Origin of the sequence: Streptomyces sp. RKND-216 (assembly GCF_004795255.1) — a bacterium.
Classification (GTDB): Bacteria; Actinomycetota; Actinomycetes; order Streptomycetales; family Streptomycetaceae; genus Streptomyces; species Streptomyces hazeniae.
The window spans coordinates 1,269,351-1,291,501 of record NZ_SSBQ01000002.1; the positions used below are offsets into that span (position 1 = coordinate 1,269,351).

General features: G+C 72.2%; 21 protein-coding genes, 1 pseudogene and 1 riboswitch. Of the genes and pseudogenes, 2 read left to right on the forward strand and 20 right to left on the reverse strand.

Translation table 11 applies throughout. From position 1 onward, the window contains the following. The first annotated feature begins 123 nt into the window (after positions 1-123). On the forward strand, positions 124-1,260 hold the full coding sequence (locus tag E4198_RS05425) for an LOG family protein (RefSeq protein WP_136182171.1): 1,137 nt from the start codon (positions 124-126) through the stop codon (positions 1,258-1,260). 8 nt (positions 1,261-1,268) lie between these two features. On the opposite strand, the gene E4198_RS05430 is transcribed toward E4198_RS05425, so the two are convergent. The 9 genes from E4198_RS05430 to rpsB form a co-directional block, all read right to left on the reverse strand. Next, positions 1,269-2,312 (reverse strand): ABC transporter ATP-binding protein, encoded by a 1,044-nt coding sequence (locus E4198_RS05430; protein ID WP_136182172.1) that lies wholly within the window; start codon positions 2,310-2,312, stop codon positions 1,269-1,271. Beyond that, positions 2,312-3,928, reverse strand: a complete 1,617-nt coding sequence (locus tag E4198_RS05435) for an iron ABC transporter permease (protein WP_136185194.1) — start codon at positions 3,926-3,928, stop codon at positions 2,312-2,314. Before E4198_RS05435 ends, E4198_RS05430 begins: the two co-directional genes overlap by 1 nt. Before the next feature lie 125 nt (positions 3,929-4,053). Next, positions 4,054-5,139 carry a thiamine ABC transporter substrate-binding protein gene (locus E4198_RS05440; RefSeq protein ID WP_136182173.1) on the reverse strand — a complete coding sequence of 362 codons (1,086 nt, stop codon included), beginning with the start codon at positions 5,137-5,139 and terminating at the stop codon, positions 4,054-4,056. Between the two features lie 59 nt (positions 5,140-5,198). Further along, positions 5,199-5,308: riboswitch (TPP riboswitch) on the reverse strand. A 132-nt stretch (positions 5,309-5,440) separates the two neighbouring features. Then, positions 5,441-6,547 (reverse strand): 23S rRNA (adenine(2503)-C(2))-methyltransferase RlmN, encoded by a 1,107-nt coding sequence (rlmN, locus tag E4198_RS05445; protein ID WP_136182174.1) that lies wholly within the window; start codon positions 6,545-6,547, stop codon positions 5,441-5,443. A 283-nt stretch (positions 6,548-6,830) separates the two neighbouring features. Next, positions 6,831-7,997: a phosphatidate cytidylyltransferase gene (locus tag E4198_RS05450; RefSeq protein WP_136185195.1), complete on the reverse strand. Its 1,167-nt coding sequence runs from the start codon at positions 7,995-7,997 to the stop codon at positions 6,831-6,833. Between the two features lie 12 nt (positions 7,998-8,009). Further along, the gene (frr, locus tag E4198_RS05455) at positions 8,010-8,567 is read right to left on the reverse strand and encodes a ribosome recycling factor (RefSeq protein ID WP_027763883.1); all 558 of its coding nucleotides are present in this window, start codon (positions 8,565-8,567) and stop codon (positions 8,010-8,012) included. 110 nt (positions 8,568-8,677) lie between these two features. After that, positions 8,678-9,430, reverse strand: a complete 753-nt coding sequence (pyrH, locus tag E4198_RS05460; RefSeq protein WP_247597565.1) for a UMP kinase — start codon at positions 9,428-9,430, stop codon at positions 8,678-8,680. A gap of 195 nt (positions 9,431-9,625) precedes the next feature. After that, on the reverse strand, positions 9,626-10,462 hold the full coding sequence (gene tsf / locus E4198_RS05465) for a translation elongation factor Ts (RefSeq protein ID WP_136182176.1): 837 nt from the start codon (positions 10,460-10,462) through the stop codon (positions 9,626-9,628). 174 nt (positions 10,463-10,636) lie between these two features. Next, complete coding sequence (gene rpsB, locus E4198_RS05470; RefSeq protein ID WP_136182177.1) at positions 10,637-11,554, reverse strand: 30S ribosomal protein S2; 918 nt, start codon at positions 11,552-11,554, stop codon at positions 10,637-10,639. Positions 11,555-11,929: 375 nt separating this feature from the next. Between rpsB and E4198_RS05475 the strand changes: the two are divergent. Then, positions 11,930-12,418 (forward strand): annotated as a pseudogene (locus E4198_RS05475) (M23 family metallopeptidase); the annotation flags it as partial. A 182-nt stretch (positions 12,419-12,600) separates the two neighbouring features. On the opposite strand, the gene E4198_RS05480 reads toward E4198_RS05475, so the two are convergent. The 11 genes from E4198_RS05480 to rplS all read right to left on the reverse strand — a co-directional run bounded on the left by E4198_RS05480 (position 12,601) and on the right by rplS (position 22,114). Next, positions 12,601-13,161, reverse strand: coding sequence for a helix-turn-helix domain-containing protein (locus E4198_RS05480; RefSeq protein WP_136185196.1), 561 nt, complete (start codon positions 13,159-13,161; stop codon positions 12,601-12,603). A 53-nt stretch (positions 13,162-13,214) separates the two neighbouring features. Further along, entirely contained in the window at positions 13,215-14,060 is an 846-nt protein-coding gene (gene whiG / locus E4198_RS05485; protein WP_136182178.1) for an RNA polymerase sigma factor WhiG, read from the reverse strand. 306 nt (positions 14,061-14,366) lie between these two features. Then, positions 14,367-15,572, reverse strand: coding sequence for a DNA-processing protein DprA (gene dprA / locus E4198_RS05490; RefSeq protein ID WP_136182179.1), 1,206 nt, complete (start codon positions 15,570-15,572; stop codon positions 14,367-14,369). Further along, positions 15,569-17,170 (reverse strand): YifB family Mg chelatase-like AAA ATPase, encoded by a 1,602-nt coding sequence (locus E4198_RS05495; protein WP_136182180.1) that lies wholly within the window; start codon positions 17,168-17,170, stop codon positions 15,569-15,571. The genes dprA and E4198_RS05495 overlap by 4 nt, the downstream gene beginning before the upstream one ends. Beyond that, positions 17,170-17,544: a YraN family protein gene (locus E4198_RS05500; RefSeq protein WP_136182181.1), complete on the reverse strand. Its 375-nt coding sequence runs from the start codon at positions 17,542-17,544 to the stop codon at positions 17,170-17,172. Before E4198_RS05500 ends, E4198_RS05495 begins: the two co-directional genes overlap by 1 nt. 145 nt (positions 17,545-17,689) lie before the next feature. Further along, positions 17,690-18,013, reverse strand: coding sequence for a DUF2469 domain-containing protein (locus tag E4198_RS05505; RefSeq protein WP_023527784.1), 324 nt, complete (start codon positions 18,011-18,013; stop codon positions 17,690-17,692). 39 nt (positions 18,014-18,052) lie between these two features. Next, on the reverse strand, positions 18,053-18,817 hold the full coding sequence (gene lepB, locus E4198_RS05510) for a signal peptidase I (RefSeq protein WP_136182182.1): 765 nt from the start codon (positions 18,815-18,817) through the stop codon (positions 18,053-18,055). A gap of 275 nt (positions 18,818-19,092) precedes the next feature. Next, entirely contained in the window at positions 19,093-20,073 is a 981-nt protein-coding gene (gene lepB, locus E4198_RS05515) for a signal peptidase I (RefSeq protein ID WP_136185197.1), read from the reverse strand. Further along, positions 20,027-21,049: a signal peptidase I gene (gene lepB, locus E4198_RS05520; RefSeq protein ID WP_136182183.1), complete on the reverse strand. Its 1,023-nt coding sequence runs from the start codon at positions 21,047-21,049 to the stop codon at positions 20,027-20,029. Before lepB (E4198_RS05520) ends, lepB (E4198_RS05515) begins: the two co-directional genes overlap by 47 nt. Further along, on the reverse strand, positions 21,042-21,659 hold the full coding sequence (gene lepB, locus E4198_RS05525) for a signal peptidase I (protein WP_247597566.1): 618 nt from the start codon (positions 21,657-21,659) through the stop codon (positions 21,042-21,044). Before lepB (E4198_RS05525) ends, lepB (E4198_RS05520) begins: the two co-directional genes overlap by 8 nt. A 104-nt stretch (positions 21,660-21,763) precedes the next feature. After that, the gene (rplS, locus tag E4198_RS05530; RefSeq protein ID WP_136182185.1) at positions 21,764-22,114 is read right to left on the reverse strand and encodes a 50S ribosomal protein L19; all 351 of its coding nucleotides are present in this window, start codon (positions 22,112-22,114) and stop codon (positions 21,764-21,766) included. Positions 22,115-22,151 lie beyond the last annotated feature (37 nt).

Consider the following 22,151-nt stretch of genomic DNA (forward strand, 5'->3'; position numbering starts at 1 on the left):
CGTCGCGACCTCCACCGCTTCGGAGGCCGCTCGCGGCGAACGGCCGCGGCGGCCCGTGCGCACCGCCCCGCACGGGCAGGCACACCTGTCGGCTTCCGCGCCGGAGGCGCCTACGCTTGCCGGATGCCGCCTCACGACGCCGACCGCCGCGCATCCGTCCCCCACCGCACCGATCGCGAGGTCGAGACGCTCGAGGCCTTCGACCGGGTCGTCGCGGGCCACACCTCGCTCCAGGGCTGGCGTGTCCAGTCCCTCGACCTGACGGGCCGTACGGACGCCCTCGCCGCCGCCGACACCTCGGGCGCGGTGTTCCTCGGCTGCACGATGCCCCCGGAGGCGGCCCAACGCGCTCGGGAGGGCGGCGCGCTGGTGTTCCCGCCGATTCCGGATCTGCCGTTCAACCCCTACCGGGGATCCCTCTACACACCGGAGGAACTGTTCGACGGCCTCGGCGGCGGCTACGCGCACACCCCCGACGGCCGGACGTACGAGTGGTTCCGCCGGTCCCGCGCCGACGGCGACGTGTTCGCCTCGATGCTGCGCGCGGTGCACGACGACGCGGTGTCCGACGCCCTCGACGAACTCCTCGCCGGTCACCGGGTGGTGGGCGTGATGGGCGGGCACGCGCTGCGGCGCGGCTCGGACGCGTACGCGGGCGCCGCCCGGCTCGGCCGGGGGCTGGCCCGTGCGGGCATGACCGTGGCCACCGGCGGCGGGCCGGGCGCGATGGAGGCGGCCAATCTCGGCGCGTACGCGGCGCCCTTCGAGGACCCGATGCTGGACAAGGCCCTTCAGGTCCTCGCGGAGGTACCTTCGTTCGAGCCGTCCGTCGGGGACTGGGTCCGCGCCGCCTTCGACGTGCGCGAGAGCCACCCTGACGGCGGCCCGTCGGTCGGGATCCCGACCTGGTTCTACGGCCACGAGCCGCCCAACGTCTTCGCTCGGCACATCGGCAAGTACTTCGTGAACGCGGTGCGTGAGGACGGTCTGCTGGCACGGGCGCGGGCAGGCGTGGTGTTCCTGCCGGGCGCGGCGGGCACCGTCCAGGAGGTGTTCGACAACGCGACGCCGAACTACTACCAGTCCCGCGGCGAGCCCACCCCCATGGTGCTGGTGGACCGCGCGCACTGGACCGAACGGCTACCGGTGTGGCCGCTGCTGAAGTCACTCGCCAAGGAGCGGGCGATGGAGGCGCGGATCGCGCTGGTCGACTCCGTCGAGGAGGCCCCCGCGACCCTGGCCCGGCTCCAGCAGGCGTGAGGATGCCGTTACCGGGCGGCGCCACCCTCGTGCAGCACCACGACGCCGTCCGGATCGAAGGCGACGCCGACCCGTCCGCCCTCCTCCGGAGCGTGCGGCAGGGGGCAGGTCGCCTCCAGCGGCGGCGCGTCCGCCGGCTGCAGCAGCAGCGAGACGACAGACGTCGGCCCGCCGCGGAAGGTACGGCCGGTGACCGTGCAGGGCAGCCCCTCCCCCGGGGCGGTGAGACGGACGCCGGACGGGCGGACCAGCACCTTTCGTTCCCCCTGCGGGGAGGCGTCCGGCACCCGCACCGTGCCCCACGGGGTGTCGGCGGTCGCGTCGCGCACGGTCGCCGGAACGATGTTCTCGAAACCGAGGAAGCGGGCGACGAACTCCGACGCGGGGCTCCGCCACACCTCCAGCGGCGTGCCCGCCTGGGCGACACGTCCGCCGTCCATCACCGCGATGCGGTCGGCGAGCGCGAACGCCTCCCCCTGGTCGTGCGTCACGGCAAGCACCGTGGTGCCCAACCGGCGGAATAGGGCGCGGAGTTCGACGACGAGGCGTTCACGCAGCGCACGGTCCAGCTGCCCCAGCGGCTCGTCCAGCATCAGCAGCCGCGGGCTGGGCGCGAGTGCGCGGGCGAGCGCCACGCGCTGCTGCTCCCCGCCGGACAGCGACAGCACCTCGCGGCGCTGGGCCCCCGGCAGGCCGACCAGGTCGAGGAGTTCGGCGACCGCCGCGGCCCGCTCGGCGCGGCCCGATCCGCGCATCCGCAGGCCGAATCCGACGTTGCCGGCGACGTCGCGCTGCGGGAAGAGCTGGTGATCCTGGAACATCAGCCCGAGCTCGCGCTTGTGCGCCGGGACGCCGTGCTGGTCGCGTCCGGAAAGCAGCACGTGCCCGGCGTCGGCGTGCTGGAGCCCGGCCACGACCCGCAGCAGCGTGGACTTGCCGCTGCCGCTGGGGCCGAGGACGCACACGATCTCGCGGTCGGCGACCTCCAGGTCGACCGCGTCCAGGGCCGTGTGGCCGTCGAAGCGTACGGTCACGCCGTCCAGTCGCAGCATCAGAACTCTCCCGAGCGGTCGTCGGACGTGCGCACCCGTTCCAGGGCCAGCAGGGTCGCGGCGCACAGCACCATCAACACGGTGCTCATCGCCATGGCCTGCCCGTAGCTCAGCTCCCCCGCACGCCCGAGGAAGCGGGCGACGGCCACCGGCAGGGTGGGGTTGTCGCCACGGGCGATGAACACCGTCGCGCCGAACTCGCCCAGCGAGACGGCGAACGCGAAGCCCGCAGCCACCAGGAGCGCCCGCCGTACCAGCGGAAGGTCCACCTCCCGCCAGGCGCGCCACGGCGAGGCTCCCAGCACCGCGGCGGCCTCCCGCAGCCGCACGTCCACCGCGCGCAGCACCGGCAGCAGGGTGCGCACCACGAACGGCACGCCGACCAGCGCCTGCGCGAGCGGCACGATGATCCACGACGCGCGCAGGTCCAGCGGCGGTTCGTCCAGCGCGATGAGGAAGCCGAAGCCGACGGTGACCGCTGAGGTGCCCAGCGGAAGCATCAGCAGCGCGTCGAAGCCGCGGACGAGCCTCCCGGCGCTCCGGGTGAGCGCCGCCGCCGCGAGGCCCCCGACGACCAGGGCCACCCCGGTGGCGACCGCCGCGTACGCCAGGGAGTTGCCGATCGCCTCGACCGGGGCGACCAGGAAGGTGCTGTCGCTGCCGTGCTCGGTCAGAGCACGGTAGAAGGCGAATCCGTAGCCGTCGCTGGTGCGCAGCGAGCGGAGCGCGAGCACGACCAGGGGGGCGACCAGCAGCACGGCGACCAGGACGAGATGCGACCACAGCAGCGCCCACTGGCCGGTGCCGCGCGGGCGGCGCGCGGTGTGCCGGGCGTCGACGAGCGCCAGCGCCGACTCCCGCCGCCGCACCGTCCAGGCGTGCACGGCCAGCAGCGCGGCCACCGCGGCGAACTGGAGCAGGGTGAGCACAGCCGCGGCTGGCAGGTCGAGCAGCGCGGCGGTTTGCCGGTAGATCTCCACTTCGAGAGTCGCGTATCGGGGACCGCCGAGCACCTGGATCACGCCGAAGGAGGTGAAGGTGAAGAGGAAGACCATCAGTGCGGCGGCGGCGACGGCCGGTGTCAGCGCGGGGAGCGTGACGCGGCGCCAGGCCCCGAACCGGGTCGCGCCCAGCACCCGCGCGGCCTCCTCCTGCCGCGGGTCCAGCTGCGCCCAGAGCCCGCCCACGGTCCGCACCACGACGGCGTAGTTGAAGAAGACGTGCGCGAGCAGGATCGCCCACACGCCGGTGTCCAGCCGCACTCCCCACAGCTGGTCGAGAGTGCCGCCGCGCCCGGCCAGGGCGAGGAACGCCGAGCCGACGACGACCGTGGGGAGCACGAAGGGCACGGTGACGACCGCCCGCAGCACCTGCTTGCCGGGGAAGTCGAAGCGGGCGAACACGTACGCGCCGGGCAGGGCGACGACGAGTGTGAGCGCGGTGGAGGCCGCAGCCTGCCACAGCGTGAAACGCAGCACCTGGAGCACCGCGGGGTCGGTGAGGACCTCGGCGGCGCGGGCGAACTGCCACCGGCCGCCGTCGTGCAGGCCGCGGAGCGTGATCGCGACGACCGGATAGGCGAAGAAGAGGGCGAAGAACGCGGCCGGCAGGGCCATCAGGGCCAGCCGCCGGGCGGCGTCGCGTGCGCCGCCCGGCTGCAGTCCGGGGGTGGGCACCGGCTCCCTCCGCGGCGCGGGGACGTACGTCCACGCCCGCCGGAGCGCCGGCCGCGCCTCGGTGTCTACCGCACGACGAGCGAGGTCCACGCCTTCACCCACTGCTCCCGGTTGTCCGCGATGCGCTCCGGCGCCATCGTGGCCGGGTTCTCGACGTCCGCGCCGTACTCGGTGAACACCTCAGGCAGTGCGGCGTCCTCGCGCACCGGGGAGACGAACATCTGGAGCGGCAGGTCCTCCTGGAACGCAGTGCCGATCAGGAAGTCCAGCAGCGCCTTGCCGCCCTTCGGGTTGTCCGCGCCCTCCAGCAGGCCGGCGAACTCGACCTGCCGGAAGCAGGTGCCCTCGGCGACGCCGGTCGGCGCATGCTCGGGCATCGGCTTCTTCCCGAGCACCTCGGCGGGCGGGCTGGATGCGTACGACACGACCAGCGGCCGGTCGCCCTTGCCCTCGCCGCCGGCCGATCCGCTGAACCGGTCGTAGTACGCCTGCTCCCAGCCGTCGACGACCTCGACGCCATTGGCCTCCAGCTTCTTCCAGTAGTCCTTCCACCCGCCGTTCCCGTACTCGGCGACGGTGGCGAGTAGGAAGCCCAGACCGGGCGAGGAGGTGGCGGCGTTCTCGGTGACGAGCAGGTCCTTGTACGCCGGCTTCGTCAGGTCGCCGAGCGTGCGGGGCGGCCGGAGGTCGTTCTTCTCGAAGTACTCGCGGTCGTAGTTGACGCAGATCTCGCCGGTGTCCACCGGGGTCACGTCCGTGCCGCCACCGGCCGGCCGGTACTCCTGCGGGACCTTCTCCAGGCCGCGGGCCTCGTAGGGGGTGAAGATCTCGTTCTCCAGCGCGCGGGAGAGCAGGGTGTTGTCCACGCCGAAGAGGACGTCGCCCTGCGGGTTGCCCTTGTTCAGCACCGCCTGGTTGACCGTGGATCCGGCGTCGCCGGCGCGCAGGATCTCCAGTTCGTAGCCGGTCTCGTCGGTGAACCGCTCAAGCACCTTCTCGGAGGCGGCGAAGGAGTCGTGCGTGACCAGGGTGACCTTCTCCGCGTCCCCGCCGTCCGCAGAGGAGTCGCCGGACCCACCGGAGCCGCCGCACCCGGCGAGCAGCGAGACGCCCAGCGTGACGGCGAGGAGGGTGGTGGCGGTGTGCTTCATCGTGCAGCCTTCTTCCCGGGTCCTCGGCGGACCTCCAGGTGGGCGCACGCGGGCAGCACGAGAGGTGTGAACCGATCTTCCTACCCAGCATGACCTGGGCGAGGTTCGAGGGTCTGCGGCCGGACGGTGCCGCACTCTCAGCGCTGCGCGCGCTCCCCTGTCGGATGGAAATACCGTTGTACGGTACCAGCCGGGCTCTCACGGCGAGCAGGCCCGGCCTCCGTCGGGGCACGGGCGGCGCCCGTCTCGCGTGCCCCGCCGCCCTTCCACCGCTGTCCTGCCGCGGTTCCGCCGCTGCCGGTCAGCGCTCCGTGGCCGCCAGCTGGCCGCAGGCCCCGTCGATCTCCTGGCCCCGGGTGTCCCGCACGGTCACCGGTACGCGGTGCGCCTCCAGGGCCCGGACGAACTCCCGCTCGTCCTCCGGCCGCGACGCGGTCCACTTGGACCCCGGCGTCGGGTTGAGGGGGATCAGGTTGACGTGCACCGGTCGTCCCTTGAGCAGCCGGCCCAGCAGATCGGCCCGCCACGCCTGGTCGTTGATGTCCCGGATCAGCGCGTACTCGATGGAGACCCGGCGCCCGGACTTCTCCGCGTACTCCCACGCGGCGTCCAGCACCTCGCGCACCTTCCACCGGGTGTTCACCGGCACGAGGGTGTCGCGCAGCTCGTCGTCCGGCGCGTGCAGCGAGACCGCCAGGCGGCACTTGAGCCCTTCGTCGGCGAACCGCAGCATCGCGGGCACCAGACCCACCGTCGACACCGTGATGCCCCGCTGCGACAACCCGACGCCGTCCGGCTCCGGATCGGTCAGGCGGCGGATGGCGCCGACCACCCGCTTGTAGTTGGCGAGCGGCTCGCCCATTCCCATGAACACGATGTTCGACAGCCGCGCCGGGCCCCCGGGCACCTCCCCGTCGCGCAGCGCACGCATGCCGTCGACGATCTGGTGCACGATCTCCGCCGTCGACAGGTTGCGGTCCAGGCCCGCCTGCCCCGTCGCGCAGAACGGGCAGTTCATCCCGCATCCGGCCTGCGAACTGATGCACATCGTGACCCTGTCCGGATACCGCATCAGCACCGACTCGACCAGCGTGCCGTCGTGCAGCCGCCACAGCGTCTTGCGCGTCGTGTCCTCGTCACAGCTGATGTGCCGCACCACGCTCATCAGCTCCGGCAGCAGCTCGCCAGCCAGCCGCTCCCGCGACTGCTGCGGGATGTCGGTCCACTCCGCGGGGTCGTGCGCGTACCGGGCGAAGTAGTGCTGCGACAGCTGCTTCGCGCGGAACGGCTTCTCCCCCAGCGCGGCCACGGCCTCCTTCCGCTCCTTCGGCGAAAGGTCGGCCAGATGCCGCGGCGGCTTCGCGGCCCCGCGCGGCGCCACGAACGTGAGCTCTCCAGGTGCAGGCATAACCGCTCCAGTGTCGCAGATTCCCGGGCCGTTCCCGCCGCCCAGCACCTGCGACCCTTGCCACCCTCCGGCACCCCCAGTCAGCCTCGGCCACCCCCGCACGGCCCCGCACGGCCCAACCGGAGACTCCGCCAGCACGCATGACATGTCTGGAACGCATGCGACGCGCTCGGCCACGTCGCCCGCTGTACGCCTGATCCCCGCCTCAGCACTCCGGGTGGCGGGCCGCAGGCCGCGGAGCCGGGGACGGTGACCGGCCAGTGGCGCCGTTACGGGTCGGCGGTCAGGCGGTGCCGGTGAAGAGGACGAAGAGGAGCCAGGCCACGGGGGCGGTGGGGAGGAGGGAGTCGAGGCGGTCCATGATGCCGCCGTGGCCGGGAAGAACCGTGCCCATGTCCTTGATGCCGAGGTCCCTCTTGATCATGGACTCGCCGAGATCGCCGAGAGTGGCGCTGACGGCGACGGCGAAGCCGAGGATCAGGCCCTGCCACCAGGCGCCACCGTCGACGGCGAACTCCATGCAGAGCGCGCCGGCGGCCATGGCGAAGGAGACGGCGCCGAGCAGGCCCTCGCGGGTCTTGCCCGGGCTGATGCGGGGAGCCAGCTTGTGCTTGCCGAAGCGCCAGCCGACGGCGTACGCACCCGTGTCGCTGACGACGGTGAGCACGAGGAACGTCAGGACGCGCCACGACCCGTCGTCGGCCGCGAGCATCAGGGCGACGAAGGTGGCGAGGAAGGGGACGTAGAAGGCGGCGAAGATGCCGGCCGAGACATCCCGCAGGTAGTCCTGGGGGGACCGGGTCATCCGCTGGAGCAGGATGCCCAGCGCGGTGAAGGCCATGCCGAGCCACGCGCCGTCCGCACCCCACACGTATCCCGCGACGACCATGCCCGTTCCCCCGGCGACCAGGATGGCCAGCGGGGCGCGGATGCCCTTGCGCTCGGAGAGCCGGGAGGTCAGCTCCCAGAGCCCGACGGCGACGGCGAGGACGATGACGCCGACGAAAAGATGCTTGTAGACGAACAGGGACGCGATGATCAACGCGCCGAGGCCGAGGCCGACTCCTATCGCGGCGCGCAGGTCGCGGCCGGCACGCTTCTTGCCCTTCGCCGGGGGCGGACCACCCGGCATGCCGGAGTGCGCCGGCTCGACCGGCTGCTGTCCGCCGTCCGGCCCGCCCGGGCCGTCGCCGGGCGTACCGCGGGAACTGGAGCCACCCACTGCGTCCTCACCGTTCTCGGGGTCGCCCGGCTCCCGGGGGACAGGGCGATCGGCAGCGGGGCCACCGACCACGGGCATGGGCCTGGTCGCGGCCGGGTGGCCGACGGGTGCGGAGCCCTGCGCGGCGGGCGACGGCGCGCCCGCCGGAGGAGCCGGTGCCGGGGCCCGGCCGGGCGGGCCGGAGAAACCGGCGCCCGGCGAAGGAGCACCCCAGGAGGAGTCGTTCACGGAACTCAAGCCTCAGACCTCGAGCAGCTCGGCTTCCTTGTGCTTCAGGAGCTCGTCGACCTGCGCCACATACTTGGAGGTGGTGTCGTCAAGCTCCTTCTCGGCCCGGCGGCCCTCGTCCTCGCCGACCTCGCCGTCCTTGATCGCCTTGTCGATGGTCTCCTTGGCCTTGCGGCGGACGCTGCGGATGGAGATCTTCGCGTCCTCGCCCTTGGCCTTGGCGACCTTGGTGAACTCCCGTCGGCGCTCCTCGGTGAGCTCGGGGAAGACCACCCGGATGATGTGGCCGTCGTTCGACGGGTTGACACCCAGGTCGGAGTCGCGGATCGCCTGCTCGATGTTGCGCAGCGCGCTCTTGTCGAACGGGGTCACCACGGCCATCCGGGCCTCCGGCACCGAGAACGATGCCAGTTGGTTGATCGGCGTCATCGCGCCGTAGTAGTCCGCCACGATCTTGTTGAACATCGCCGGGTGCGCACGGCCGGTGCGGATCGCGGCGAAGTCCTCCTTGGCGACGACGACCGCCTTCTCCATCTTCTCCTCGGCCTCGAGGAGGGTCTCTTCGATCACCACGTGCTCCTGGTTTCGGAAGTGTGAAGCCTGATATGTCCATCGAGCGCCGTTCCGCCGAACCCGCAGGTCAACGGCACGGCACGGCCGGTGAGTTGGGCCGCCGGGCGTCAGCCGCGGCTGCCCTGGCCGCTCACCAGGGTGCCGATCTTCTCACCCTTCACCGCACGTGCGATATTCCCTTCGGCGAGCAGCTCGAAGACGTAGATCGGCAGCGCGTTGTCACGGCAGAGGGTGATCGCGGTGGCGTCGGCGACCTTGAGGTCACGGGTGATGACCTCGCCGTACTCCAACGCGTCGAACTTCACGGCATCCGGGTTCTTCGCCGGGTCGGCGTCGTACACCCCGTCCACGCCGTTCTTGCCCATCAGAAGCGCCTCCGCGTTGATCTCCAGCGCCCGCTGGGCCGCGGTGGTGTCGGTGGAGAAGTAGGGCATGCCCATGCCCGCGCCGAAGATGACCACGCGCCCCTTCTCCAGGTGCCGGATGGCCCGCAGCGGAATGTAGGGCTCCGCCACCTGGCCCATCGTGATGGCGGTCTGGACCCGTGAGTCGATGCCCTCCTTCTCCAGGAAGTCCTGGAGAGCGAGGCAGTTCATGACGGTGCCGAGCATGCCCATGTAGTCGGAGCGGGCGCGGTCCATTCCGCGCTGCTGGAGCTCCGAGCCGCGGAAGAAGTTGCCGCCGCCGATCACCACGGCGAGCTCGGTGCCCTCGCGGACCACGGAGGCGATCTCCCGCGCCATCTTGTGCACGATGTCGGGGTCGACTCCGAGACCTCCCCCGCCGGCGAAGGCCTCGCCGGACAGTTTCAGCAGAAAGCGACGCCGGGAGTCCTTGTCGGTGTCGGTGTCATTGCTCATGGTGGAGATCTCCTCGTGCATACGAAGAAGGCCACTGCCGGTGGGATCCTCTCGGCTCCTTCAGGCAATGGCCTCCTCGTGTTCAGCTGCCGTGTGCCCGACCCTAGCCGGTCAGCGACCCGTCTGCGGGACAGGCGGGCGGGCGGTGCGGCGTCATGGGGCGTGTCCCGGGCCCGCAGGCCCGACGGACCGCGCTCAGGCGCCGACGCGGAAGCGGGCGAAGCGCTTCAGCGTGACACCGGCCTCGTCCAGGACCTTCTGGACGGACTTCTTGTTGTCCTTGGCGAACGGCTGGTCCAGGAGGCAGTTCTCCTTGAAGAAGCCGTTCACCCGACCCTCGACGATCTTGGGCAGGGCCTGCTCGGGCTTGCCCTCCTCGCGGGCGGTCTCCTCGGCGATGCGGCGCTCGTTCTCCACCGTCTCGGCCGGGATCTCCTCGCGGGAGAGGAACTTCGGGGAGAACGCCGCGATGTGCTGGGCGACGTCCTTGGCGATCTCCGCGTTCTCCTGGTCCAGCTCGACCAGGACGCCGACCTGCGGGGGCAGGTCCGGGCTGGTGCGGTGCAGGTAGGAGGCGACGAAGCCGCCGGAGAACTCCGCGAAGCGGTCCAGGACGATCTTCTCGCCGAGGTTGGCGTTGGCCTCGTCGACGTAGGCCTGGACGGTCTTCCCGGCCTCGATCTCGGAGGCGAGCAGGGCGGCGGTGTCCGCCGGGGAGGTGGCGGCCACGTGGGCGGCGACGGCGTCGGCGGCGGCCTGGAACTTCTCACCCTTGGCGACGAAGTCCGTCTCGCACTTCAGCTCGACGAGCACGCCGGAGGCCTTGTCGTCGGCGATGCGGGCCACGACCGCGCCGTTCTCGGCGGTGCGGGACTCGCGCTTGGCGACGCCCTTCTGGCCCTTGACGCGCAAAATCTCGACGGCCTTGTCGACGTTGCCCTCGGCCTCGTCCAGCGCCTTCTTGCAGTCCATCATGCCGGCGCCGGTCAGCTCACGGAGCTTCTTGACGTCGGCGGCGGTGTAGTTCGCCATGTCGGTGAATCTCTCTCGAAGTCGATGAGGGTGGTGGTGCACGGGGAGTGAGGCCCGGCGTCCCCGGTGTCGTCGACACCGGGGACGCCGCCTCACTCCCCGTGGACGCGTGGTACTCGGAACGGCCCCGCCAGGGGTGCCGATCCGAGCCGGGCACTGAGGCCCGAGCGGGCGTCAGGCCTGCTCGGCCTGGGCCTCGGCGGGAGCCTCGGCCGACTTGTCCTCGGCCTTGGCCTCCTCAGCCCCGGCCTCCTCAGCCTTGGGCTCTTCCGCCTTGGGCTCTTCCGCCTTGGCATCAGCGGCCGGCTTCTCGCCCTCGGCCTTGTCGCCCTCGAGAAGCTCGCGCTCCCACTCGGCCAGCGGCTCGCCGACGGCCTTCTCGCCCTTGCCCTCGGCCGCGCCGGAACGGGCGATGAGGCCCTCGGCGACGGCGTCGGCGATCACGCGGGTCAGCAGGGTGACGGAACGGATCGCGTCGTCGTTGCCCGGGATCTTGTAGTCGACCTCGTCCGGGTCGCAGTTGGTGTCGAGGATCGCGACGACCGGGATGTTGAGCTTGCGCGCCTCACCGACGGCGATGTGCTCCTTCTTGGTGTCCACGATCCAGACGGCGCTGGGCACCTTCTGCATCTCGCGGATACCGCCCAGGGTCTTCTCCAGCTTCGCCTTCTCGCGGGAGAGGACCAGCAGCTCCTTCTTGGTCAGGCCGGAAGCGGCCACGTCCTCGAAGTCGATCTGCTCCAGCTCCTTGAGCCGCTGGAGCCGCTTGTAGACGGTCGAGAAGTTGGTCAGCATGCCGCCGAGCCAGCGCTGGTTCACGTAGGGCATACCCACGCGGGTGGCCTGCTCGGCGATGGCCTCCTGGGCCTGCTTCTTGGTGCCGACGAACATGACGGAGCCGCCGTGCGCGACGGTCTCCTTGACGAACTCGTAGGCGCGGTCGATGTACGACAGCGACTGGAGCAGGTCGATGATGTAGATGCCGTTGCGCTCGGTGAAGATGAAGCGCTTCATCTTCGGGTTCCAGCGGCGGGTCTGGTGCCCGAAGTGGACGCCGCTCTCCAGCAGCTCCCGCATCGTAACGACGGCCATGGCCGTTCTCCTTGTTTTCGTGTCTCGGTTGTCCCACGACGGCCCGGATGGGCGTCGCGCCTGACGCCCCGGACGCGTTGTGCCCGGGAAGCTCCTAGTGAGGGGTCTTCCGAGGACCGAGATACGCGGCCACCGGGTGAGGGTGGCGGGGCGTGCGAAGTCGACCCGGTGACCCGGATCGCCACCAGAAGTGTACGGGACCTCCGGAACTGCCTGCGACCACGTCCTCGGTAGCTGAGCGGAGTGACCGAGTTGTGCACAGGTGTGCGGTCGTCCACGGATTCCAGGCGGTCTGTGCCGGAGGCGGAGGACGCGGGGCACGCTGGCGGCATGAGGACGAGGGCGTGGGTGGTGACCGCACTGATCGTGGCGGTGATGGGTGCGGTGGTGCTCCTGCGGGCGCCCGCCGGCGCGCGAGCGGCGGCGGGCCCGGAGGCGGCGAAGGGCCAGGGGACGGACGCCGTCCCGCGGGCGGAGAGGGGCCACGAAACGGAGGAGGGACGGCACGGAGCGGAGGGCGACGGCGACGGCGACGGCGACGGGTGGAGCTGGCCCGTGGCGGGCGCGGGCGGAGAGGCGCGGCCGGTGGTGCTGCGCGGGTGGGACCCGCCGCCGGCGCCGTGGGCGGCCGGTCACCGCGGGGTCGACCTTGCCTCGGCGCCAGGCGCCGAGGTGCGCGCCGTCGGGGCGGGCCGGGTCGCGTTCGCCGGCCGGGTGGCGGGGCGCGGAGTGGTCACGGTGGCGCTGCGGGGCACGGGTGAGGTGCCGTTACGGGTCACCTTCCAGCCGGTGCGGGCCGTGATGGAGGCCGGTGACTCGGTGCGGGCCGGCGAAACGGTGGGGCGGCTGGACCCGGACGGATACCACTGCGACCGCCCGTGTCTGCACTGGGGACTGCTGCGGGACGACCGTTACCTCGACCCGCTGTCCGTACTGCCGGAGTGGATGCTGCGGACGGGAGCCGTGCGGCTGCTGCCGCACGCGGGCGTTCCCGTACCCGGTGCCCGGGCCCGCTCCCCGGGCGCGGCCGCCGCGGGATGGGGCGGTCAGGACCGCCGTACTCCGTGGCGGGCCAGGGCGACCGCGACCTCGGTGACGGTGGCGGGGTCCTCGGCGGCGCCCAGCTCGATCCGGCGCACCGCCGCGTCCACGATGCCCTGGAGCAGCATTGCCGTCAGCCGGGGCTCCGCATGCCCGAGCTCGGCGAGGGCGTCGACGATCATCGAGATCAGCCCGCCGTGCGCGGCTCGGATGCGTTCGCGGGCACCCGCGTCCAGTTCGCCGGCCGAGATGGCGACCACGGCCCGGTGCCGCCGGTCGCCGACCAGGGCGAGCTGGCTGCGGACGTACGCCTCGACTCGCGCCTCGGGACCGTCCGCGGCGGCCATGGCCGCCTCCACCTCGGCTGCCCACTCGGGGAAGTCGACGGCGAACAGCTCCTCGACCACGGCGGCGCGGGAGCGAAAGTACTCGTACACCGAGGAGCGGGCGAGGCCGGTGCGGCGGGCGAGGGCGGGGAAGGTGAGCGCGTCGGTGCCTCCCTCGGACAGCAGCGAGCGTGCGGCGTCCAGCAGGGCCGCACGCTGCATCGTCCGGTGCTCGGCCACGGAGGCTGCTCGAATCCTGGGCACCCGTCCACTCTACGGACGGCAGGACCGGTTCAGCGACCCACCTCGGCCAGCTTCCCGCGCAGTTGCAGCACGGACTTGGTGTGGATCTGGCTGACCCGGCTCTCGGTGACGCCCAGCACCTGCCCGATCTCGGCGAGGGTGAGCCCTTCGTAGTAGTAGAGCGTGACCACGGTCTTCTCGCGGTCGGGCAGGGTGTTGACGGCCCGGGCCAGGAGGCGCCGGAGCTCGCGGTCCTCTGCCACCTCGACGGGATCGTCGGCGGCGGTGTCCTCGAGGGTGTCCACGAGGCTGAGCCGGTCGCCGCTCTCCGCACCGACGTGCAGCAGCTCCTCCAGGGCCACCACGTTGGTCAGGGAGACCTGGCTGAAGACGGCGTGCAGCTCGTCGACGGGGATGCGCATCTCGGCCGCGACCTCCGCCTCGGACGGCGTGCGGCGCAGCGACGCCTCCAGCGTCGCGTACGCGCGCTCCACCGCACGGGCCTTCTGGCGCACCGAGCGCGGGATCCAGTCCATGGCCCGCAGCTCGTCGATCATCGCGCCGCGGATGCGGGTGATCGCGTACGTCTCGAACTTGATCGAGCGGCCGGGGTCGAACTTCTCGATCGCGTCGATCAGGCCGAAGACACCGGACGAGACAAAGTCGGCCTGCTCCACGTTGGCGGGAAGGCCCACGCTGACCCGACCGGCCACGTACTTCACCAAGGGGGAGTAGTGGAGGATGAGCTGCTCACGCAGCCGTTCGTCGCCCGTCCCCTTGTACGACCGCCACAGCTCGTCGAGCGAACCGGGGACGGGTCCGGGTGCAGCGTCCTCGACGGCGACCGGACCTGAGCCGGTGGCCGCGCGGTCAAGCCCGGAGTTGTGCTGGGGCATGCGTCGCCTTGAGCCGTTCTGAGAGATCTTCCGAATTTCGTGAGCGTAGCGTGACGGTGAGGTTGCGTAGTGCGAGCACCGTCGGGCTGCGGTATGCGCAGATACGTTCCGCTGCCCGCACCCTGGGGTGATGTCGCTGGCGGGACGGCCCTGGGGATGCCCGGATCCGGCAGGAGCGTGTTGCGCGCCACTGTCACCCTTTCACCCGGGAGTCGCAGTTCAAGGACCGCCGCGTCACCCGATGGGGTGCCTTGGAAGCACGGGAGGGGCGCCCACGGGTCACACAGGTCTCCCGCGTCGCACGGGTCACTGTGGCTGCGGTGACGGCCGCCCGCAGCCCTCGCTCGCTCGGGGCACGGGGGCGAGCAGCCACCAGCGGTCCCCCGCGGAGCCGACGAACCCGAGGGCCCTCAGCTCGTGCAGCCGGACCAGCACCCGGTCGGTCGGCGTGGCGGAGGCCGCGGCCAGCTGCGGGACGGTGACCGCCGCCCGGGCCGGGAGCGCCTCGAGCACCCGTGCGGCCTCGGGGGGAAGCAGGTCGCGTGGCAGTACGGGTACCTCCTGCTCGGGCGCGAGCTCTCCTATGGCGCCGACCATCTCGATCACCTCGTCCGCGTCCGTGACGACGGCGGCGGCGTCGTGCTGCAGCAGCCTGTGCACGCCGGTGGAGAGCCCGGAAGTGACCGGACCGGGGACACCCATCACGACGCGGCTCAGGTCGCGGGCCCGGCGGGCGGTGACCAGGGAGCCGCTGCGCTGCTCCGCCTCGACGACCACCGTGCCGCGTGTGAGAGCCGCGATGACGCGGTTGCGCAGCACGAAACGGCCGCGCGTGGGGTGGCTGCCCGGTGGCAGCTCGGCGACGAGCAGGCCGCACTCGCCCAGGCGCCGGATGAGGTCGCTGTGGCCGGGCGGGTAGGCGACGTCGACGCCGCACGCCAGGACCCCGACGGTCGCCCCTCCCGCGCCCAGCGCTCCCCGGTGGGCGGCGCCGTCGACCCCGTAGGCGGCGCCGGAGACCACGGTCCAGCCGCGCGCGGCCAGTCCGGCCCCGAGGGCCGCAGCGACGTGCACCCCGTAGTCGGTGCAGGCACGGGCGCCCACCACCGCCACCGAGCGCAGTGCCCAGAAGCGCAGCGAAGGCGCGCCCCGGACCCACAGACCGTAGGGCCGGCAGGGGCCGAGGTCGTCGAGCTGCACCGGCCAGTCGGGGTCGCCGGGGCAGACGAAGCGGACGCCTCGGGTGGAGGCCGCGGCGAGGTCCGCCCCGGGCCGCACCCCGTGGGCGCGCAGCCGGAGGCCTTCCCAGCGCCGTGCGGAGGTTCCCGGTGGAGGGGGGCCGCCGCGCAGGCGTCGCACAATCTCTGCCGGCCCGTAGTCCTCCAGCCAGCGGCCGACCGTCTCGTCACCGGGCTCGGCGACCCGGGTGAGCAGGGCGCGGTCGCGCCGCTCGTCGGAGTCCGGTCCGGCTTCCGCGTGGGCTGCGGTCGCGCGCGCCGGTCCGGTACTCATCGGGCGGGTTCCGGGACGGCGACGCCACGGCGGATGCCGGTGCGCATCTCCAGTGCGCGGTCCACGTCCACGTGGGTGGGCCGATCGCGCCCCGCCAGGTCGGCGACCGTCCAGGCCACGCGCAGCACCCGGTCCAGGCCGCGGGCGGTGAGCAGTCCGCGCTCCATGTCGTCCTCGGCGCGGTCGAGAGCGCCGAGCGCGACCGGCCAGCGGGTGCGCAGGGCATGGCCGGGGACTTCCTGGTTGGTGGTCCACGGCGTCCCGGCGTAGCGGGCCGCAGCGCGTTCCCGGGCCGCGAGCACCCGGGCGGCGACGGTGGCGGTGCTCTCCCCGGTGCCGGACGCGTTCAGCTCGGAGCGGGCCAGCGGCTCCACGGTCACACGCAGGTCGACCCGGTCCATCAGCGGGCCGGAGAGCCGGGCGCGGTAGCGGCGGACCGTCGAGGGGCGGCATTCGCAGTCGGCCCCCCGCACCCCGTGCCGTCCGCACGGGCACGGGTTCGCCGCCATGACGAGAACGAAGCGAGCCGGCATGCGCATCATCCCGCCCGCGCGGGCGACCACCACGTGGCCCGATTCCAGCGGCTGCCGCATCGCGTCCAGTACCCGCCCGCTGCATTCGGCGGCTTCGTCGAGAAACATCACGCCGTGGTGGGCGAGGGAGACGGCGCCGGGCCGGGGCAGGCCGCTGCCGCCACCGACCAGGGCGGCCATGGTGGCCGAGTGGTGCGGGGCGCAGTACGGCGGCCGCTCCACCAGGGGGCGCCCGGGGGGCAGTGTCCCGGCGACCGAGTGGACCGCCGTCACCTCCAGCGCCTCCTGCGCGGTCAGGGGCGGCAGCAGGCCGGGCAGCCGCTCGGCCAGCATGGTCTTGCCGGCGCCGGGCGGGCCCTTGAGGAAGAGGTGGTGGCGGCCGGCCGCGGCGATCTCCAGGGCGGTGCGGGCGACGGTCTGCCCGGCGACCTCGGCGAGGTCGACGGGGTGGTCGTCCGCGGCGAGGGCCGCGCCGAGACCCGGACCGGCAGGGGCGGGGCCCAGTGGATCGGGGCGGGCCGCGGCAATTTCCTCGTCCTCCTCCGGCACCGACTCGTCGCAGAGCAGGGCGATGAGCTGGCGGAGGCTGCGGACGCCGAGCACCGTCACGTCGGGGACCAGGGACGCCTCGGCGGCGGCCTGCTCCGGCACGACGACGTGCCGGTATCCGGCGTCGGCGGCTGCCAGCACGGCTGGGAGCACGCCCCGGAGCGGGCGGACGCGGCCGTCGAGGCCCAGTTCGCCGAACATCATGAGGCCGGCGATCGTGCGCGGGTCGATCCGCTCGGCGGCGGCGAGCACGGCGCAGGCGACGCTGAGGTCGAAGCCGCTGCCACCCTTCGGCACGGAGGCCGGGCTCAGGCCGACGGTGAGCTTCTTCTGCGGCCATTCCGCGCCGGAGTTGACCACGGCGGCACGGACTCTGTCGCGGCTCTCGACCAGGGACTTGTCGGGCAGCCCTACCAGAGTGAAGTGGGCGACGCCCGGCTCCAGGTCGGCCTGTACCTCGACCGGTACGCCCTCGACGCCGACCAGCGCGACCGAGCAGGTGCGGGCGAACCCCATCAGGCCGCCCCCCGGACGTGCTCGACCAGCGGGGCCCCGCGGTCCGGCAGCCAGATGCCCACCACGTCCAGCCTCACGCCCCCGGTGGGCGGCCTGCCGTACCGGGCGATCCACCGCTCGGTGAGCCAGCGGGACGCGAGCCTGCGCAGCCGCGCGGCCTTGGCGGGGGTGACGGCGGCCATCGGGTGTTCCCACCCGCCGGCGCGGCGCGTCTTGACCTCGCATACCACCAGGGCGTCACGGTCGCGCGCGACGATGTCGATCTCTCCGGCGGCGCAGCGCCAGTTGCGTTCCAGTACGGCCATGCCGGCGGCACGCAGCCGCCGCGCGGCCAGGTCCTCGCCGTAGCGGCCGAGTGCTTCTCGGGCATTCATGTGGGACCACCTCCGTCACCGACTGTGACGGAGGTGGTGCTGGAGCGGGGATGTCGGGCCGGATCTGTGGACCGGTGACGGTCTGGGGATATCCCCGTCACCCCCAGGGGTGACGGGGGGCCGCGGCCCGGAGGTCCAGCCCAGGTCAGCCCTTGAAGCCGGAGTCCTCGGGCAGGTCGAGTTCGCTCTTGTTGAGCTCCTCGATGTTCACGTCCTTGAAGGTGAGCACCCGCACCTGCTTCACGAACCGCGCCGGCCGGTACATGTCCCAGACCCAGGCATCGGCCATGGACACCTCGAAGAAGACCTCGCCCTGGACGGAGTGCACCTGCATCTCGTAGTCGTTGGTGAGGTAGAAGCGTCGTTCGGTCTCGATCACGTACTTGAACAGCCCGACGACGTCGCGGTACTCGCGATAGAGCTTGAGCTCCATCTCGGTCTCGTACTTCTCGAGGTCCTCGGCGCTCATGGCGTGTTCCCCTTCAGCCGTGCGTGCCCCTATTGTGCGTCAGCTCCGGCGCCGGCCGTGCGGGGCTGCCGCCGACCGGCGGGACAGCGGCCCGTGTGCCGCCCCTCCCATGATCAGGACGGTACCCGCGCCGACGGCGATCAGCATGGGGACCAGCGGTCCGGGCCGGGAGACTCCGCCCGGCAGCTGCGTGAAACCCTCGGGGCGTTCGACCATGCCGAAACCTTCCAGCGGCCAGGCCGTCGCGTCCACCCGCCCCCGCACGGCGTCGCGCGGCACGGCCCAGTGGTCGGCGTCGCCCTCCAGGCGCATCAGGGAGTCCTGGGAGGTCGTGCGATGGTCGCCCAGCAGGAAGAGCCGGCCTTCGGGGACCCGCTCGCCGAAGCGGGTCATGGCCTTCCGGTCGTCCGGCCCGAGGTACTCCTCGTCGACGGGTTCGCCGTTCACAGTGATCCGCCCTTCGGCGTCGCAGCAGGCCACCGTGTCGCCGCCGACCGCCACGACGCGCTTGACCATGGGGACGTCCCCCCACACCGAGTCGTAGAAGACGACGACGTCGCCGCGCCGGACCTCGTCACCGCCGACGCGTTCGGCGAGTACCCGGTCGCCGGCCTGGATGGTCGGTGCCATCGAGCGGGTGGGAACCGTGTACGGCTGGTACACGATCGCGCCCCAGACGAAGCCGCCGAGGAACAGCACACAGCCGATCGCCACCGCGACGCCGGAGAGGGTGTCGCCCAGCCCACGGCGCGGCCGTGTGCCGCCCGGGCGTGCCGCACCGGTCGTCCGTACTGCGTTTCCCATCCCTGCGCTCCCGGTCCGTCGCCGCCTCGCCGCCCTCGCACCGCCGGGACGCTGACGGCCACGGGGCGTCGCCCGACCTGCCCGGAGGTCTGGGCGAACCCTACCGGCGACCGCGCGCTCTCCGGGAGTGCGGAGGGCGGCGGGCAGGGCGAGGTGTCCACGTGTGGGACGCCTCGGCCTCCTTCGCCGGTCACCACGCGGGGCTGAGCCGCGACGCGTGTGTGGCCGGGCCCTCCGGGGCCCGGCCACACGTCGGTCCTTACCTAGGGCGGCGCTCAGCCGCCCGTCGTGATCCGCTCCGCTCGGTGCGAAACGTCTGACCGCTCCGGGCGCCGGCGAAGCCACAGGGCCAACGGTGCCACTCCAGCCACGCCCATCAGGGCGGGTGCGGCACCGGCGGCCTTGGCGGCGACGCCCTTCTGGTCGAAGGTCTCCGGCGCCGGGAGGGTCGCCCAGCGGTCGAGCGGCCAGGCGACTACCACGGCGCGGCCGATGGCCTCGTCGACGGGCACCATGCCGCCGTCGGGGCCGTCCTGGTGGTAGCGCGAGTCCCGGGAATTCTGGCGGTTGTCGCCCATGACCCACATGTGGTCCTTGGGCACGGTGACGGGCCCGAAGGGCCTGTCGTCGCACGGCGTGCTGCCGGGCTTCAGGTACGACTCCTCGAGCGCGGCGCCGTTGACCTTCACCGGCTCGCCCTTACGGCAGGAGACGGTGTCGCCGCCGACCGCGATGACGCGCTTGATCAGGTCCTGTTCATCGGCGGACGGCATCAGCCCGATGAAGCTGAACGCCTTCTGCAGGGCATTCTGCTCGTTGGGGATGTCGGGGAGCCATCCGCCCGGGTCGTGGAAGACGACGACCTCGCCGCGCTCCGGCTCGGAGCCGAACCACGGCGTCAGCTTGTCGACGAGAACGCGGTCGCCGATCTTGAGGCTGTCCCGCATCGATTCCGAGGGGATGGAGAACGCCTGGAGCAGGAAGGTCTTGATGACCAGCGCCAGCACAAGCGCGATGCCGACGAGGAGGGGCAGTTCCTTCCAGAACGGCCGTGCCTGCTTCTTCTTGCGGTCGCGTCCGGCCTCGCCGTCGTCACGGGCGCCGTCTCCGTCGTCCCCTGTGTGCGACACGCCCACGGTGTCCGTCTCGCCTCCCTGCGGGCTGGGCCGTTCGTCACTCATCAGCGGCGTCGGTCCGCGGCCGTCTCCCTCAGGTCCCTCGGGATAGTCGTGACCGGACCGCGCGCCGTAGCCCATGTCCCCCACTCTCACTCCTCACACTGCGCTTTCGTCGGTCCCGGTACCGGGCCAGACCCACCACTGTGACAACGAGCGAGAGTTCCAAGGGGCTCGGAAGCCCACTCCTTCGGTTCTCCTCGGCAGCTTGTGCGGTCGCCTCCGTGCCGGAGGGGTCCGGCACCGCGGCGAAGGTCTCGTTCTCCGACAGCCGCCGCCAGTGGTCCACCGGCCAGGCTACGACCATGGCCCTGCCGACGATCAGTTCCTCCGGAACCGTACCCCGTCCGGGTGAATCGAGGTGGTACCGGGAGTCCGCCGAGTTGCCGCGGTGGTCGCCCATCACGAAGTACCGGCTCTCGGGGACAGTGACGTCGAACTCGATCTTCGACGGCGCGTTGCCCGGGTACAGGTACGGTTCGTCGACGGGGTGGCCGTTGACCGTGATCCGGCCGTCGGAGCCGCAGCAGCGCACGCGGTCGCCGCCGACGGCGACCACCCGCTTGATGAGGTCCTGTTCGTCGTCCGACGGGAGCAGGCCGACGAACGTCAGCAGGTCCTTGACCTGCTTGACACCGACGGGATCGGTCCCCTGCTGCTGCTGTTGCGGTTCGCCGTCCAGCCAACCGCCGGGGTCCTGGAAGACGACGACGTCGCCGCGGTCGGGCCTGCCGCCGAACCACGGGGTCAGCTTGTCGACGACGACGCGGTCCCCGATCCGGATGGTCTGCTCCATCGACCCGGAGGGGATCACGAACGCCTGCACCAGGAAGGTCTTCAGCACCAGCGCTATCACCAGCGCGATGCCGATCAGAATGGGGATCTCCTTGGTCACCGACAGCCTGCGGCGCCGCTTGATGCGCTTGGCCGCACGTCGACGGTCGGCGCGGCCCTCGCCGGGGCCGCGCAGGGTGGCGGTCCGGTCTGCGGAGGGCTGCGGCGGGGGTGTCGCGTCGGAACGCCGGTGGTGCCCGGCGGGTCTGCCGCGCCTACCCATGGGCCCCCGCCTCGCGAGCGGCGCGTTCCGTACCGGCGGACAGGGTGGTCCAGCGGGCGTGGGGCCAGGCGATCCAGTCGGCGCGGCCGATGACGCGGTCCAGCGGGACGGTGCCGCCGCCGGGCAGCCCCAGGTGGTCCCGGGAGTCGCGGGAGGCTGAGCGGTGGTCGCCCATGACCCAGAGCCGGCCTTCCGGAACACGGATGTCGAAGCGGACCACGGAGGGCTCGTCGCCGGGGTGCAAGTACGTCTCGGTCAGCGGTTCGCCATTCACCGCAAGCCTCCCCCGCTGGTCGCAGCACCGGACGCGGTCACCGCCGACGCCGATGACCCGCTTGACGTACTCCGTGTCCGCCGGGTCCGACAGGCCGAGGGCGGAACCGAACCTGCGGAGCAGACCGGAGAGCGCCCCCGAGCCGGCGGTGCCGGACGGGAGGAAGGACCCCCTGCCCTCGAACACCACGACCTCCCCCCGTTCAGGACGGTCACCGAAACGGTAGGCCAGCTTGTTCACCAGGACCCGGTCCCCCACCTTCAGGGTCGGCGCCATCGACGAACTGGGGATCGAATAAGGCTGCACCACGAAGGCGCCGACCAGCAAGACCGCCACGAGAACGGCCGCGGCGCCCGTCGTGAGCCGAAAAGAGCGCGGCCGACGCCGGTGCCCCTGCTCGGGGACCTCCGCGCGGCCGCGCTCCGTTCGCACGAACGAGATCAGTTCTCGCGCTTCTCCTTGATCTTGGCGGCCTTGCCGCGCAGGTCACGGAGGTAGTACAGCTTCGCGCGGCGGACGTCACCGCGGGTGACGACCTCGATCTTCTCTACGATCGGGGTGTGCACCGGGAAGGTGCGCTCGACGCCGACGCTGAAGCTGACCTTGCGGACGGTGAAGGTCTCGCGCACGCCGGAGCCCTGGCGGCGGATCACGACGCCCTTGAACTGCTGCACACGGGAGCGGCTGCCCTCGACCACGCGGACGTGGACGTTGACGGTGTCGCCCGGGCGGAAGTGGGGGACGTCCTCGCGCAGCGAAGCCGCGTCGACGTTGTCGAGCAGGTGAGACATGATCGTCTGCTTTCCTCGCCGATGCCACAGGTCATCA